The sequence below is a fragment of the Streptomyces sp. NPDC051940 genome, from assembly GCF_040680895.1.
GTDB lineage: Bacteria > Actinomycetota > Actinomycetes > Streptomycetales > Streptomycetaceae > Streptomyces.
Window position 1 is genome coordinate 21,596 of sequence record NZ_JBFAXR010000087.1, and the last position, 14,295, is coordinate 35,890.

Sequence of the window (14,295 nt, forward strand, 5' to 3'; positions counted from 1 at the left end):
CAGCGGCGGGATCAGGCGGTTGAGCGGTGAGCGGGTTCAGCGGCGCGACATGTAGATGTCGAGTGCCTTGTGGAGCAGCTTATTGAGGGGGAAGTCCCATTCGCCGAGATATTCGGCCGCTTCGCCGCCCGTACCCACCTTGAACTGGATGAGACCGAAAAGGTGGTCCGACTCGTCGAGGGTGTCGCTGATCCCGCGCAGGTCGTACACGGACGCCCCGGCCATGAGCGCGTCGCGCATCATGTGCCACTGGATGGCGTTGGACGGGCGGACCTCGCGGCCGATGTTGTCGGAGGCGCCGTAGGAGTACCAGACGTGGCCGCCGACCTTGATCATGGTGGTGGCCGCCAGGTTCACCCCGTTGTGGCGGGCGAAGTACAGCCGCATCCGGGTGGGGTCCTCGGAGTTGAGGGCCTTCCACTGGCGCTCGAAGTAGCTCTGGGGGCGCGGGCGGAAGTGGTCGCGCTCGGCGGTGATCTCGTACAGCCGCTGCCATTCGGCGAAGTCCTGCAGTCCGCCCTGGACGACCTGGACGCCGGCCTTCTCGGCCTTCTTGATGTTGCGGCGCCACAGCTGGTTGAAGCCCTTGAGCAGGTCGGCCTCGCCGCGCCCGGCCAGCGGGACCTGGAAGACGTAGCGGGGCTGTACGTCGCCGAAGCCCGCGCCGCCGTCCTCGCCCTGCTGCCAGCCCATACGGCGCAGCCGCTCGGCGACCTCGAACGCGCGCGGCTCGATGACGTCGGCCTCGACGTCGCGCAGCCGCTTGACCTCGGGGCTCGCGATGCCCGCCTTGATGGACTCGGAGTTCCAGCGGCGGATCACCACCGGGGGGCCCATCTTCACCGAGAAGGCGCCCTGGGCCTTCAGATGGTCGAGCATGGGGCGCAGCCAGCCCTCGAGGTTCGGGTCGTACCAGTTGATGACCGGGCCCTCGGGGAGGTACGCCAGATAGCGCTTGACCTTGGGCAGCTGGCGGTACAGCACCAGGCCCGCGCCCACCTGTCGGCCCAGGTCGTCGAACCAGCCCAGGCTCTCCGAGCGCCACTCCGCCTTCACGTCCGCCCACGCCGGCACCTGGCAGTGACTGGCCGCCGGCAGGCTCTGGATGTACGCCAGATGCTGCTCGCGGCTGATGGTCCGCAGGGTCAGGCTCATGGGGGGCGCTCCTAGATGGACTGCGAGGCTTGAGACGGAAGCCTACTGCTGCCCGGAGCGCCCCAGCGGGGGACGGGGCGTCTTATCCGACGAGCCCGCCCTCGTACGACGGGCCCGCCCTCGTACCCGACGAGCCGGCTCTATCCGACGACCCCGCCGAAGAGCCCGCCGTGTGCCATGCCGAGGAAGAAGCCCAGTCCCGACGCGCCGAGCCCGAGAAGGAGGAAGAACCGCTCCCGGGTCGTCGCGGAGATCATCTGACCCCAGGCGCCGGTGGCGATGCCGACCAGGCCCGCCCAGGACGCCACGAGGTGCAGCTCGTCGAAGAGGGATGTGATCAGGGCCAGGGCGCCCAGGACGACCGTGACGCCGACGAGGACGTCGACCCTGGTGTGGGACTTGCCGTCGGTGGCGAAGAGGCCGATGGTGCGCTGACGCGGTGCTGCCTGTGCCATGGGGCACCTCCATACGGTGACGGGCCCGCCCCGGACGAGGCGGGCCGTGACCCGGGTCACACCCGTTCTGTACAGATTGCAGCGAATGATGACCGGATTTCAACCGGAAGGCCCCGGGCAGGTAGTCTTGACCGCTGCACCGTACGCGCGCGTGCCCACCGACCTCCCCTGTGGATAACTTCAGGGGTTGTCAGTGCCGGGCGCTACGGTTGCGACGCAGAGAAAAACCCTCCTGCCACGGAAAGACCGTGGCCGCTGAGTCCAGAGGAGGTGGGTACACATGCGTCACTACGAGGTGATGGTCATCCTCGACCCCGATCTCGAGGAGCGAGCAGTCTCCCCGCTGATCGAGTCCTTCCTGTCCGTTGTCCGCGAGGGCAGCGGCAAGGTGGAGAAGGTCGACACCTGGGGCCGTCGTCGTCTCTCCTACGAGATCAAGAAGAAGCCCGAGGGCATCTACTCGGTCATCGACCTGCAGGCCGAGCCTGCGGTCGTCAAGGAGCTCGACCGTCAGATGAACCTGAACGAGTCGGTCCTCCGGACCAAGGTCCTCCGTCCCGACACCCACTGAGGTCGTCCGGGACACGGGCAAGCCGTAGCAGTAGCTGAACAAGTTCACCGCTAAACCACTCCAGCCCGTACACCAGGCCCAGCAGCCGCAAGCACACAGCGAGAGGTCAGAAACATGGCAGGCGAGACCGTCATCACAGTCGTCGGGAACCTGACCGGTGACCCCGAGCTGCGCTTCACCCCGTCCGGTGCGGCCGTCGCGAACTTCACGATCGCCTCGACGCCCCGGACCTTCGACCGGCAGACCAACGAGTGGAAGGACGGCGACACGCTGTACCTCCGCTCGTCCATCTGGCGCCAGGCCGCGGAGAACGTGGCCGAGACGCTCACGAAGGGCACGCGGGTCGTCGCACAGGGACGGCTGCGTCAGCGTTCGTACGAAGCCCAGAACGGCGAGACGCGAACGGTCATCGAGTTCGAGGTCGACGAGATCGGCCCGTCGCTGCGCTACGCCTCCGCCAAGGTCACCAAGACCACCGGCGGCGGTCGTCAGGGCGGCGGCTTCGGTGGCGGCCAGCAGGGTGGCGGTCAGCAGGGCGGCGGTGGCTCCGGCGGCGGCGCCCCGGCGAACGACCCCTGGGCCTCCGGCGCTCCCGCCGGCGGTCAGCAGGGTGGCGGTCAGCAGGGTGGCGGCGGCTGGGGCGGTGGCTCCGGCGGCGGCGGTGGCTACGGCGAAGAGCCCCCCTTCTGAGCCGGTTCCGGCTCGGTGGGGTGCCACGGGCCCCGGCCCGAGGGCTCACACCACACAACTTCTTGATCCAGATGGAGAACGACAATGGCTAAGCCGCCTCCGCGCAAGCCTAAGAAGAAGGTCTGCGCTTTCTGCAAGGACAAGGTCACGTACGTCGACTACAAGGACACGAACCTGCTGCGGAAGTTCATTTCCGACCGCGGCAAGATCCGTGCCCGTCGTGTGACCGGCAACTGCACCCAGCACCAGCGTGACGTCGCCACGGCCGTGAAGAACAGCCGTGAGATGGCGCTGCTGCCCTACACCTCGACCGCTCGCTGATAGGGAGGGTGACGACAGCATGAAGATCATCCTCACTCACGAGGTCACCGGCCTCGGTGGCCCCGGCGACGTTGTCGAGGTCAAGGACGGCTACGCCCGCAACTACCTGGTCCCGCGCGGTCTCGCGATCCGCTGGACCCGTGGTGGCGAGAAGGACGTCGAGCAGATCCGCCGCGGCCGCAAGCTGCGCGAGATCGCGTCGGTGGAGCAGGCGAACGTCGTCAAGGCCGAGCTCGAGGGCGTCAAGGTGCGCCTGAAGGGCCGCGCCGGCGACGCCGGCCGTCTGTTCGGTGCCGTCACCGCCGCCGACATCGCTTCGGCGATCAAGGCCGCCGGTGGTCCGGACGTCGACAAGCGCCGCATCGAGGTCACCCAGCCCATCAAGACGCTGGGCACCCACTCGGTGTCCGTGCGTCTGCACCCCGAGGTCGCCGCCAAGGTGAACCTCGAGGTTCAGGGCGCGTAACGCCTCGCGTTCGTGAGAGGGTCACCCCTTCGGGGGTGGCCCTCTTCGCGTTGGCGCCCCGGCGTTCTTCGCGTCGGCGCCCAGCCCCCTTCGCGTCAGGCGTTCGGCCCTCCCCGTACGGCCCGTACCTAGGCGCCGTTTGAGTACCTGAGCGCATGCTCACCCCCGGGGTCCCCCGGCAGGGTGATGCCCATGACGAGCTTCATCCGGCAGTGGACCCTCCGGCTCATCAGCATCGCGCTCACCGCGCTGTACGGCGCCTACCGCGCCCACCCCGCCGTATGGCGGCTGATGGCGCGCAACTACCGGCCCTGGATGAGCCGCTTCGCCCGCCTCCACGCCTGGATGACCTGCCAGTTCGCGGCGCTCGACGTACCGGCGTACCAACGGCACCTGGCCGCGCGCGGCTGGCGGTTCCGGTGGTTCCGCCTCGACTCCTACCCCGCCACGGACAAGGAGGGGTACGTCAGGGCGTACCCCGAGCACGAGCGCTGCTGGAAGGGCGAGGTCGAGATCGCCGGCAGCGTCGTCGACGAGTCGTCCGGGTCCAGCGGCACCCCGTACAACTGGGTGCGCTCCAAGCGCGAGCTGGACACCGTGCACCGCAACGTCGCCGGGTACACCACGCTCGTCTTCCCCTCCCGGCGGCTCTTCGTCGTCAACGCCTACTCCATGGGCGCCTGGGCCACCGGCACCAACACCGGTATCGCGATGGCCCGGATCGCCACCGTGAAGAACACCGGGCCCGATCTGGAGAAGATCGTCGACACGCTGCGGCACTTCGGGCCCCGCTACGACTACCTCGTCACCGCCTACCCGCCGTTCCTGAAGCACCTGCGCGACCGCCTCGCCGGCGAGCAGTGGTTCACCGAAGGCGGCTACCGCCTCGCCGGCATGGTCGGCGGCGAGGGCATGACCGAGGCGCTGCGCGACTACGTCGGCGACGTCTTCGGCAAGGTCCGCTCCGGCTACGGCGCCTCCGACCTCACCATCGGCATGGGCGGCGAGACCACCTTCACCGTCTGGCTGCGCCGACTGATGCGCGACGACCCCGAGGCCCGCGCCGCCCTCCTGGGCGAGGACGAACGGCGGCTGCCGATGGTCTTCCAGTACAACCCGCTGGAGACCTATCTGGAGACCACCGCACGCGGCGAGCTGCTGTGCACCATCAACTCCACGGCCGTGATGGCCCCGAAGCTCCGCTACAACATCGGCGACGAGGCCGCCCTGCTCGACTTCCCCCAGGTCTGGGAGATCCTCACCGACCTCGCCGCCACCCGCCCCGGCCTCCTCGTCGCCGCCGAACGCGCCGCCCTGCGCGAGCGGATGCGCCTGCCGCTGCTGTTCCTGTACGGACGGGCTGACTCGACCGTCTCCTACATGGGCGCCAACATCTATCCCCAGGATGTGGAGTACGGGCTGTACGCCGGCAATCCGCACGCCGAGCACATCGAGGGCTTCTGCCTGGGACTCCAGGACGGCCTCGACGCCCGCCCCGTCGTCCACGTCCAGCTCCGTGCGAACGCCGACGCCGACGCCGCCGCGGACCCGGCCGCCGGCACCGTCGTCGACCGCGACGCGCTCGCCGCCGTCTGCCGCGCCGGCGTACTGCGCCACCTCGCCACCGCCAGCCGCGACTTCGCCCAGTCCCTCACCGAGGACGACTCCGCCGGCGAGCTGGCCGTCGAGATCCACGCGTACGGCACCGGGCCCTTCGCCGGCCACCACAAGATCAAGAACACCTATCTGGTACGCCACGGAAAGGCCGCCTGATGCGCAGCACCGACTTCTCCCTCACTCCCGGACCCGGCCCGGCGGGCGCCATGTTCGTCGGTGCCACCCACTACCGCAGCCCCTGGACCCTGCTCACCCTCACTCCGCTGTGGCTGCGCATGCTCCGCGAGATGAAGCGCCACCGCGGCTACGTCTGGCACAAGGTCTACTGGCGCACCCCGCTCACCCTCGGCACCATCGCCTTCTTCACCGATACCGACTCCCTCAACAAGTTCGCCCGCGGCCGCGCCCACCACGAGCTCATGTGCTGGCTCACCGACCACGGCACCAAGCGCGCCCGCGCCGGCTTCATCCGCATCTACACCGCGAGCCCGCACGGCTACACCAACGGCAACTGGCGGGCCGAGGACGGACGCCTCGGCCATATCGAGCACTTCGCCCGGCTCTCCACCGAGCACCAGGACAAGCCCGTACGCCACCGGACCGCGCGCGCCGAGTCGCGTGTTTCACGTGAAACACGCAAGGCGGACACCCCGTGACGACCGCCCCCGTGACCGACCGCCGCGCCCTGCGCGACTTCATCGAACTGCCCCTGCGCCTGCACCCCCGCGACCGCTACGTCCCCCTGCTCCAGGACCAGATCAAGCGCTGGTACGCCACCGGAGCCACCAGCCTCCACCTCGCCTACGACACCGCCGGCAACCCCGTCGGCCGGATCTGCCTCCACCGCGACGCCGCCTTCGACGCCAAACGCGGCGTCACACAGCAGCTCTTCGGCCTCACCGAGTTCACCGACAGCGCCGTCGCCGGCGTCCTCTTCGCCCTGGCCGCCGCCCACGGACACGACACCGACCGCCTCTTCGGCCCCGTCGCCCTGCTGCCCAACGAAACCGGCGGCGTCATCACCTCCGGCTTCGAGCAGCGCGGCTTCGTCGACTCCGCCTGGAACCCCGCCCACTACCCCACCGCCTACCTCCAGCACGGCTTCAGCCCCGCCTTCGAAGCCGACACCTGGATCTGCGAGAACCTCCAGGCCACCGACCCCGACACCGCCTACCCCTTCGACGACACACGCCTGCGCACCGAAGGACTGCGCATCCACCGCGGAAACCGGCGCCGGCTCACCACCCAGCTGCCCCTGCTGCGCGCCATGCTCAACGCCTCCTTCGCCCAGCTCGGCTACTACACCGAGATCTCCGCGGAGAAACTCGCCGCCCAGACCGACGGCCTCGCCCACCTCCTGGACGAGAGCCTGCTCCTCTTCCTCACCCGGGACGAACAGCCCGTCGCCTTCGTCCTCGCCCTCCCCGACATCTCGCCCTTCCTCATGCGCCACGGCGGCCGCATGGCCCTCCCCCAGCAACTCAAGCTCCTCGCCACCCGGCGCCGCCACCGCCGCGAAGCCGTCCTGATCATCAAGGGCACCGTCCCCGCCGAACAGGGCAAGGGCTACCTCACCCTCCTCTCCCGCGAACTCACCCGGAACCTCCGCGCAGCCGGCTACCACACCCTGCGCTCCACCTACGTCGAACACACCAACCCCGCCAGCGCCGCCTCGTACCGGCGCATCGGCGGCCGACCACTGCACGGGCACACCTTCTACGAGCGGAACACACGATGAAGCAGACCCACACCACGACCAGGACCTGGACCGACGAACTCCGCGCCCACGAAGCCCACATACGACGCGCCCCCAGCGCCCACAACACCCAGCCCTGGACCCTGCGCCACCACCGCGACGAAGCCGTCGTCGGCTGGGACCCGGCCCGCGAACTCCCCGCCGGCGACCCCACCCGCCGCGATCTGTACCTGTCGCTGGGCGCCTTCATCGAGACCGCCCTCATCGTCGCCACCGACGCGGGCCTGGCCGTACGCGCCGAGATCGGCGTCGACACCGACCGCCGCACCGTCGCCCGGCTGCTCCCCGCCGACCGCCCGTACGACACCCCGTACACCACCCGCACCGTAGAAGCCCGCGGCTGCCACCGCGGCGCCTACGACCCCGGCCGGCTCACCACCCGCGTCCTGGACCAGGTCGCCGCCCAGCTGAACCACACCGGACTGATGGAACTCGCCGCCCGCGAACTCCTGCGCCAGTCCCGGCGCGCCGACACCTGGATGTGGACCACACCCCCCGTCGTCCGCGAGCTCGGCCACTGGCTCCGCCTCGGCGACCGCCGCGCCGAGGACGGCCTCACCGCCCCCGCCCTCGCCTTGACCCGCCTCGAAGCCCTCGGACTGCGCGCCGCCCTGCGCGCGTACCGACCGCTCGGCGGCCTCGGACTCCCCGGCGTCCTCGCCCGCAGCCAGTCCGCACTCCTCGACTACGACGGCAGCGTCCTCGTCCTCACCGGCCAGCCCGCCGGCCCCGAGGAGATGATCGACGCCGGCCGCGACCTGGTCCGCACCTGGTACGCCCTCACCGAACTCGGCTACGCCGTCCACCCGCTCAGCCAGCTCATCGACTGCCCGCGCACCGCCGAGACCCTCCACCGCCGGGTCGGCGCCCGCCCCCTCGCCGTCTTCCGCGCCGGCCGGCCGGCCGGGCCCGTACACCGCTCGGCCCGGATCGCCGTCGACACACCCGCGCTCAGGCCCGTACGGCGCCCGTCACCACCCAGCGCCCCGACCGCGCCCTGAGCCACAGCGTCACCATCCGCACCAGCATCATCAGCGTCATCGCCGCCCACAACGCCGCCAGCCCACCCCCCAGGGCCGGTACGGCGAACGCCGCCGGCGCGAACAGCACCAGCGTCACCAGCATCGCCCACGCCAGATACGGACCGTCCCCCGCACCCATCAGCACACCGTCCAGCACGAACACCACCCCCGCCACCGGCTGCGTCAACGCCACCACCAGCAGCGCCGGCAGCAGCGCGTCCTGCACCGCCGGATCCGAGGTGAACAGCGGCAGCACCAGCGGCCGGGCCGCCACCAGCAGCACCCCCAGCACCACCCCCGTGGCGACACCCCACTGCACCATCCGCCGGCACGCCACCCGCGCACCCTCGCCGTCCCCCGCACCCAGACACCGGCCGATGATCGCCTGACCGGCGATCGCGATCGCGTCCAGCGCGTACGCCAGCAGCGACCAGAGCCCCACCACCACCTGGTGCGCCGCGATCTCCTCGTCGCCCAGCCGCGTCGCCACCGCCGTCGCGATCAGCAGCACCGCCCGCAGCGCGAGCGTCCGCACCAGCAGCGGCGCCCCCGCCTGGGCGGAGGCGCGGATCCCCGCCACGTCCGGCCGCAGCGGCGCCCCGTGCCGGCGCGCCCCCCGCACCACCACGGCCAGATACACCGCGGCCATCGCGATCTGCGCGATCACCGTGCCCCACGCCGAACCGGCGATCCCCAGCCCGGCCCCGTACACCAGCAGCGCGTTCAGCCCGGCGTTCGCCGCGAAACCGCCGACCGCCACGTACAGCGGGGTGCGGGTGTCCTGCAGTCCGCGCAGCACGCCCGTCGCCGCGAAGACCACGAGCATCGCCGGGATGCCCAGCGCGCTGATCCGCAGATACGTCACCGCGTGCGGCGCCGCCGTCGCCGACGCCCCGAACGCGTCGACCACCGAGGGCGCGGCCGGGATCGTCACGGCGACCAGCACCGCCCCGATCGCCAGGGCCAGCCAGATGCCGTCCACTCCCTGACGTATCGCGGCCGGCAGGTCCCCGGCGCCGACCCGCCGGGCGACGGCGGCGGTGGTGGCGTACGCGAGGAAGACGAAGACGCTCACCGCGGTCATCAGCAGCGAGGCGGCGACGCCGAGCCCGGCCAGTTGCGGGGTGCCCAGATGGCCGACGATGGCGCTGTCGACGAGGACGAAGAGCGGCTCGGCGACCAGCGCGCCGAACGCCGGCACGGCGAGCGCGACGATCTCACGGTCGTGGCGGCGCAGGGTCTGCTTGTCCCGTGGGGTGCGGGAGGTGGTGGCGCGAGCGTGAGTCATACAGCCAATCTAATCTTCCACAGGTAATGGACGCAATTGGTCTGTGGGTATTACGACACCACGGGATCCGGGGTCCTGGAGCCGCCCTCTTGACATGACTTTCCGCCAGACGGGCAACTTTTTCTCCTCCACCGGCGGTGGACGAAGAGTCCGCAGGTCAGAGGGCTGATCATCGGGTTCCCGCGGGACGGTCCACAGGGCTGTCCACCGGCCCGTCCCCAGCAATCCCGGACCTATCCACAAGTTGTCCACAGTCATCCACACCCTCCTGTGGACAGCGGGATTGGCGTGGTGCCCCCACCCCACCTAACGTGGGTCAGCCGACTGGCGTCATCCGGCACTCCGCGACCACTGCGACCACCCGACACAGGCGGCGTAAGCGGAACGCGGACTCTCAGGTGTCAGACCCGTGCCGTAGTAATGGAAGACGCGACTGAAGGAGGGGGCGGGGATGACGGACTACGTGGACGAGCGCCAGACCGGCCGCCCCAACGGCGCACCCGGCGACCGTCTCCCCTTCAACCGGCGCGGCCGCGGCGGCGAGCAGCACGACCGCGGGCCCGAGGACGACGCCTTCGGCGGCCCGTCCGGTTTCGAGCGCGTCCCGCCCCAGGACCTGGACGCGGAGCAGTCCGTCCTCGGCGGCATGATGCTCTCCAAGGACGCGATCGCGGACGTCGTCGAGGTCCTGAAGGGCCACGACTTCTACCGCCCGGCGCACGAGACGATCTACACCGCGATCCTCGACCTGTACGCGAAGGGCGAGCCGGCCGACCCGATCACGGTCGCGGCGGAGCTGACCAAGCGCGGCGAGATCACCCGCGTCGGCGGCTCCCCGTATCTGCACACCCTGGTGCAGACGGTGCCGACGGCCGCCAACGCCGAGTACTACGCGGAGATCGTCCACGAGCGCGCCGTGCTGCGCCGCCTGGTCGAGGCGGGCACGCGGATCACGCAGATGGGGTACGCGGCGGACGGCGACGTCGACGAGATCGTGAACTCCGCCCAGGCGGAGATCTACGCGGTCACGGAGCAGCGCACGTCGGAGGACTATCTCCCGCTGGGCGACATCATGGAGGGCGCCCTCGACGAGATCGAGGCGATCGGCTCCCGCAGCGGCCAGATGTCCGGCGTCCCGACGGGCTTCACGGACCTGGACTCCCTGACGAACGGCCTGCACCCGGGCCAGATGATCGTCATCGCGGCCCGCCCGGCGATGGGCAAATCGACGTTGGCCCTGGATTTTGCGCGTGCATGCTCAATCAAGAGCAATCTGCCCAGTGTCATCTTCTCTCTGGAGATGGGGCGTAACGAGATCGCGATGCGTCTGCTGTCGGCGGAGGCGCGGGTGGCGTTGCACCACATGCGGTCCGGGACGATGACGGACGAGGACTGGACGCGGCTGGCGCGGCGGATGCCGGATGTGTCCGGGGCGCCGCTGTACATCGACGACTCGCCGAACCTGTCGATGATGGAGATCCGGGCGAAGTGCCGGCGGCTGAAGCAGCGCAGCGATCTGCAGCTCGTCGTGATCGACTACCTCCAGCTGATGCAGTCGGGCGGCTCGCGCCGCCCGGAGTCGCGTCAGCAGGAGGTGTCGGAGATGTCCCGAAACCTCAAGCTGCTGGCGAAGGAGCTCGAGGTCCCGGTGATCGCGCTGTCGCAGCTGAACCGTGGTCCGGAGCAGCGCACGGACAAGAAGCCGATGGTGTCGGACCTGCGTGAGTCGGGTTGTGTCACGGCGTCCACGCGGGTGCTGCGCGCCGATACCGGGGCTGAGGTCACGATGGGTGAGCTCCTGCGGAGCGGGGCGCGGAACATCCCGGTGTGGTCGTTGGACGACCAGCTGCGCCTTGTGCCGCGGACGATGACACACGTCTTCCCCAGCGGCACCAAGGAGGTCTTCCGGCTGAAGCTGGCGTCGGGGAGGGAGATCGAGGCGACCTCGAACCATCCCTTCCTCACCTATGACGGCTGGCAGCCATTGGGCGAGCTGGCGCAGGGATCTCGTGTCGCTGTACCGCGGCGGATCGACGCGCCTGAGCAGACGCGGCCTTGGCCTGAGGCCGAGGTCGTCCTGCTCGCCCACATGCTGGGTGACGGCTGCGTCGCTCCGCGGCAGCCGGTTCACTACACGAGTAAGGACGAGGCGAATCTGACCGCGGTCGAGACGGCGGCCGAACACTTCGGCATCACGCCGCGTCGGGTGGCGCAGGGCTCGTGGTCCCATGTGTATCTGCCCGCGCCGTTCCGGCTGACTCACGGTCGCCGCAACCCGATCGCCGCTTGGCTCGACACGTTCGGGCTGTACGGCAAGCGGGCGCACGAGAAGTTCCTGCCGTCTGCGGTCTTCGGGCTGCCTGACGCCCAGGTGCGGTTGTTCCTTCGCCATCTGTGGGCGACGGACGGTTCGGTGACGGTGTCCGGGAAGGGTGCCGTGCGGGTCTACTACGCCACGACGAGCGAGAGGCTGGCGCGGGATCTGCAGCAGTTGCTGCTGCGATTCGATATCCGGTCCCGGTTGCGCGCTGTGGGCAACACCAAGGGGCGTCCCGGTTGGACCGTGGATGTGTCCGGAGCCGATGACCAGCGTCGTTTCCTGGAGCACATCGGGGTGCACGGTGAGCGTGCGGTTCAGGTCATCGCGGCGTCGGAGCGGTTGGCCGGTGTCAGGTCCAACACGAACATCGACACCGTGCCCAAGGACGTCTGGGATACGGTCCGCTCCCTCATGCGCGATCGGTCGGTGACCACGAGGGAGTTCCAGTCGTCGCTCGGCACGCGGTACTGCGGCGGGGCGTTGTACAAGACGGCCCCGAGCCGTGTGCGTCTGTCGAGGGTCGCCGAGGTGCTGAAGAGCGCTGATCTGGAGATGCTCGCGACCAGTGACGTGTTCTGGGACGAGGTGGTTTCCATCGAGTCGTTGGGCGAGCAGGAGGTTTACGACGCGACGGTGCTCGGCACGCACAACTTCATCGCCAATGGCATCAACATCCACAACAGCATCGAGCAGGACGCGGACATGGTGATCCTGCTGCACCGCGAGGACGCGTACGAGAAGGAGTCCCCACGCGCAGGCGAGGCCGACCTGATCGTGGCGAAGCACCGCAACGGCCCGACGGCGACGATCACGGTGGCGTTCCAGGGGCACTACTCGCGGTTCGTGGACATGGCGCAGACGTAGGGTGCGCGACTGTCACCGGCTGAGGCGTGGCCGAGGCGCCGTCCGTTTCTATGCGATTTATCGCATGACAGGACGATTGGCGGAGGTGTACTCGTCCGCGACGTTGAAGACGCTGGCACAGGCCGGGCATTCCGCCCGCCCGAATAGATGGGCAATTCCTTCGGCGAGTGCCTTCTGACCTGCTTGGGCGGCCGTCTCGAACATCCACCTGCCAGTTCCGGTCAGTTCCTCGCTGACCACCGGTCGCAGGTCCCTTCGTTCCACGTCGCCCAGGTTCCAGTCCTGGATCGCGGAGTACCGCCCGTAGTTGCCGATGGCGATCCTGACCCCTACGCCACAGTGCGGACACGTCACGTCATAGAAGTCGTCCTCGAAGTCGCCCAGAGCCGCTGCCCAGTGGTACTCCTCCTCGGCCGCGAGCGGGGCACGCAAGGACATGAGGAAGTCGGCCGGCCGGGACTGCAGGTGTCGGAGCAGCACTTCGCGGAACTCCGCGATGGCACCAGCGCACTCCGCCAAGAGATCATCGCAGCCATGGTGTCCTGCCGCACGCTCGAGAATCTCTCCTGCCAGGGCGCGTGCTTCCGCGCTGCGCGGCGCTAGGCGCACCAGGGGCTTCAGGGCAGCGAAACCAGCCGGGGATACCAGGTCATTCTCGAGAACGAGCCTCCATCCCAGCTCCTTCCACGCCTCTTGGTCGTCATCATGCTCGACTCTCTCCAACAACTGCGGAACGCGGTCTACCTCGAACCAGCAGTCATGCAGATGCGCCCAGGCGTCCATTCCGGCATTCAACCCTGTCCAGGTGGCCACCGGCGAGTGCGCGTATGCGGGCCTGGCTTGATGAGTCCGCGAGTGACCCGCCGGACACGACGCAGGGCAACCGATCGCGGATCGCCACCGACCTGGCGGCCGTGTCACCAACCCTCGTCCAGCGGAACAGCGGCCTTGTGGCGTAGGCGCTTCTCAGAAGTGGGTGGCGATGCCGAAGGCTTGGCGGAGTTGGGCCATGTCGTGGTGGTCGCGGGGGGTGGGTTCGTAGCCCTGGTGGAAGTAGACCTGTTGGGCGGCGGAGAGGCAGGGGACCGTCGTTCCCTTGATGGTGCCTGTCACGAAGCTTGTGGCGGGGTAGGTGAAGGGGCGGTCCGGGGTGGGGGACGCCTGGGTTGCCGAGCCGTCGGGTGCGAAGGTCAGGGGGTGCAGGTCGAGTTCCCGGCCGTCGGGGGCCGTGAGTACGAAGCGGATGGGTCGCCAGTTCACGGTCTCCGCGAAGCCCGCCTCGGAGAGTGCTGTCACGACCGTGGCCTCCTGGTCCTGCCGGTGCATCAGGTCCAGGTCGCGGTGGTCCCGGGTCTGTTCGCCGAGCAGGGCGTCGATGCCCCAGCCGCCGCCGATCCAGATGTCCACCTCTGCGCGTCGTAGCAGGGTCAGGATGGACAACACGTCTTCAGCCGTCATCACGCGACGCAGGGTAGGAGAGATCAGTCTGCGCGGCGAGCGGATTCGTCCGCGGGGGAAAACCCGCTCGCGGGGCGCCCCGGCCGTTGTTAGGGTGTCGGCGGCCGTGCGAGAGAGCGAGGAGGTGGTACCCGTGAACGCAGTAACGACATGGGTGCTCTCCTTCGGGGTCACGGTCGGGCGATAGGTCGTCGTCCGGGAGCGCCGTTCACGCGCACTCCCGAAAGGCACGATCATGCGCTTCATTTCTGAGCAGCGTCTCGACGACGGCGTCCTCGAGCGCGAATTCCTCCTCGGTGAGATTCCCGGCAC

The 14,295-nt window shown here is 69.4% G+C and carries 14 protein-coding genes and 1 pseudogene; 10 read left to right on the forward strand and 5 right to left on the reverse strand.

Annotated features, from left to right (window positions below):
• Positions 1-36 precede the first annotated feature (36 nt).
• Complete coding sequence (locus tag AB0M28_RS27855; RefSeq protein WP_365410653.1) at positions 37-1,155, reverse strand: peptidoglycan bridge formation glycyltransferase FemA/FemB family protein; 1,119 nt, start codon at positions 1,153-1,155, stop codon at positions 37-39.
• Positions 1,156-1,295: 140 nt separating this feature from the next.
• Positions 1,296-1,610 carry a hypothetical protein gene (locus tag AB0M28_RS27860; RefSeq protein WP_365410656.1) on the reverse strand — a complete coding sequence of 105 codons (315 nt, stop codon included), beginning with the start codon at positions 1,608-1,610 and terminating at the stop codon, positions 1,296-1,298.
• Between the two features lie 280 nt (positions 1,611-1,890).
• On the opposite strand from AB0M28_RS27860, the gene rpsF reads away from it, so the two are divergent.
• The 8 genes from rpsF to AB0M28_RS27900 all read left to right on the forward strand — a co-directional run bounded on the left by rpsF (position 1,891) and on the right by AB0M28_RS27900 (position 8,032).
• Complete coding sequence (rpsF, locus tag AB0M28_RS27865) at positions 1,891-2,181, forward strand: 30S ribosomal protein S6 (protein ID WP_365410659.1); 291 nt, start codon at positions 1,891-1,893, stop codon at positions 2,179-2,181.
• A gap of 114 nt (positions 2,182-2,295) precedes the next feature.
• Positions 2,296-2,871, forward strand: coding sequence for a single-stranded DNA-binding protein (locus tag AB0M28_RS27870; protein WP_365410662.1), 576 nt, complete (start codon positions 2,296-2,298; stop codon positions 2,869-2,871).
• An 84-nt stretch (positions 2,872-2,955) separates the two neighbouring features.
• Positions 2,956-3,192, forward strand: a complete 237-nt coding sequence (gene rpsR / locus AB0M28_RS27875; protein ID WP_014143881.1) for a 30S ribosomal protein S18 — start codon at positions 2,956-2,958, stop codon at positions 3,190-3,192.
• Positions 3,193-3,211: 19 nt separating this feature from the next.
• The gene (rplI, locus tag AB0M28_RS27880; protein ID WP_365410665.1) at positions 3,212-3,658 is read left to right on the forward strand and encodes a 50S ribosomal protein L9; all 447 of its coding nucleotides are present in this window, start codon (positions 3,212-3,214) and stop codon (positions 3,656-3,658) included.
• Between the two features lie 192 nt (positions 3,659-3,850).
• Positions 3,851-5,431 carry a phenylacetate--CoA ligase family protein gene (locus AB0M28_RS27885; protein ID WP_365410668.1) on the forward strand — a complete coding sequence of 527 codons (1,581 nt, stop codon included), beginning with the start codon at positions 3,851-3,853 and terminating at the stop codon, positions 5,429-5,431.
• Positions 5,431-5,931 carry a DUF4188 domain-containing protein gene (locus AB0M28_RS27890; RefSeq protein WP_365410671.1) on the forward strand — a complete coding sequence of 167 codons (501 nt, stop codon included), beginning with the start codon at positions 5,431-5,433 and terminating at the stop codon, positions 5,929-5,931. Before AB0M28_RS27885 ends, AB0M28_RS27890 begins: the two co-directional genes overlap by 1 nt.
• Positions 5,928-7,013 carry a hypothetical protein gene (locus tag AB0M28_RS27895; protein WP_365410674.1) on the forward strand — a complete coding sequence of 362 codons (1,086 nt, stop codon included), beginning with the start codon at positions 5,928-5,930 and terminating at the stop codon, positions 7,011-7,013. Before AB0M28_RS27890 ends, AB0M28_RS27895 begins: the two co-directional genes overlap by 4 nt.
• Positions 7,010-8,032, forward strand: a complete 1,023-nt coding sequence (locus AB0M28_RS27900; protein WP_365410677.1) for a hypothetical protein — start codon at positions 7,010-7,012, stop codon at positions 8,030-8,032. The genes AB0M28_RS27895 and AB0M28_RS27900 overlap by 4 nt, the downstream gene beginning before the upstream one ends.
• On the opposite strand, the gene AB0M28_RS27905 is transcribed toward AB0M28_RS27900, so the two are convergent.
• Complete coding sequence (locus tag AB0M28_RS27905) at positions 7,983-9,341, reverse strand: MATE family efflux transporter (RefSeq protein ID WP_365410680.1); 1,359 nt, start codon at positions 9,339-9,341, stop codon at positions 7,983-7,985. The two genes, AB0M28_RS27900 and AB0M28_RS27905, sit on opposite strands and share 50 nt — an antisense overlap.
• A gap of 451 nt (positions 9,342-9,792) precedes the next feature.
• Between AB0M28_RS27905 and AB0M28_RS27910 the strand changes: the two genes are divergently transcribed.
• The gene (locus tag AB0M28_RS27910) at positions 9,793-12,525 is read left to right on the forward strand and encodes a replicative DNA helicase (protein ID WP_365410683.1); all 2,733 of its coding nucleotides are present in this window, start codon (positions 9,793-9,795) and stop codon (positions 12,523-12,525) included.
• 57 nt (positions 12,526-12,582) lie between these two features.
• Here the strand turns inward: AB0M28_RS27910 and AB0M28_RS27915 are convergent, their stop codons facing one another.
• Entirely contained in the window at positions 12,583-13,308 is a 726-nt protein-coding gene (locus AB0M28_RS27915; RefSeq protein WP_365410686.1) for a hypothetical protein, read from the reverse strand.
• A 183-nt stretch (positions 13,309-13,491) separates the two neighbouring features.
• A complete protein-coding gene (locus AB0M28_RS27920; RefSeq protein WP_365410689.1) occupies positions 13,492-13,983 on the reverse strand; it encodes an amino acid transporter in 492 nt (163 codons plus the stop codon).
• A gap of 235 nt (positions 13,984-14,218) precedes the next feature.
• Between AB0M28_RS27920 and AB0M28_RS27925 the strand changes: the two are divergent.
• Positions 14,219-14,295: pseudogene (locus AB0M28_RS27925) on the forward strand (alpha/beta hydrolase); the annotation flags it as partial.

Coding starts and splice junctions, on each gene's coding strand:
- AB0M28_RS27855 (WP_365410653.1), bottom strand. CDS start 1,155: ATGAGCCTGACCCTGCGGACCATCAGCCGCGAGCAGCATCTGGCGTAC.
- AB0M28_RS27860 (WP_365410656.1), bottom strand. CDS start 1,610: ATGGCACAGGCAGCACCGCGTCAGCGCACCATCGGCCTCTTCGCCACC.
- rpsF (WP_365410659.1), top strand. CDS start 1,891: ATGCGTCACTACGAGGTGATGGTCATCCTCGACCCCGATCTCGAGGAG.
- AB0M28_RS27870 (WP_365410662.1), top strand. CDS start 2,296: ATGGCAGGCGAGACCGTCATCACAGTCGTCGGGAACCTGACCGGTGAC.
- rpsR (WP_014143881.1), top strand. CDS start 2,956: ATGGCTAAGCCGCCTCCGCGCAAGCCTAAGAAGAAGGTCTGCGCTTTC.
- rplI (WP_365410665.1), top strand. CDS start 3,212: ATGAAGATCATCCTCACTCACGAGGTCACCGGCCTCGGTGGCCCCGGC.
- AB0M28_RS27885 (WP_365410668.1), top strand. CDS start 3,851: ATGACGAGCTTCATCCGGCAGTGGACCCTCCGGCTCATCAGCATCGCG.
- AB0M28_RS27890 (WP_365410671.1), top strand. CDS start 5,431: ATGCGCAGCACCGACTTCTCCCTCACTCCCGGACCCGGCCCGGCGGGC.
- AB0M28_RS27900 (WP_365410677.1), top strand. CDS start 7,010: ATGAAGCAGACCCACACCACGACCAGGACCTGGACCGACGAACTCCGC.
- AB0M28_RS27905 (WP_365410680.1), bottom strand. CDS start 9,341: ATGACTCACGCTCGCGCCACCACCTCCCGCACCCCACGGGACAAGCAG.
- AB0M28_RS27910 (WP_365410683.1), top strand. CDS start 9,793: ATGACGGACTACGTGGACGAGCGCCAGACCGGCCGCCCCAACGGCGCA.
- AB0M28_RS27915 (WP_365410686.1), bottom strand. CDS start 13,308: ATGGACGCCTGGGCGCATCTGCATGACTGCTGGTTCGAGGTAGACCGC.
- AB0M28_RS27920 (WP_365410689.1), bottom strand. CDS start 13,983: ATGACGGCTGAAGACGTGTTGTCCATCCTGACCCTGCTACGACGCGCA.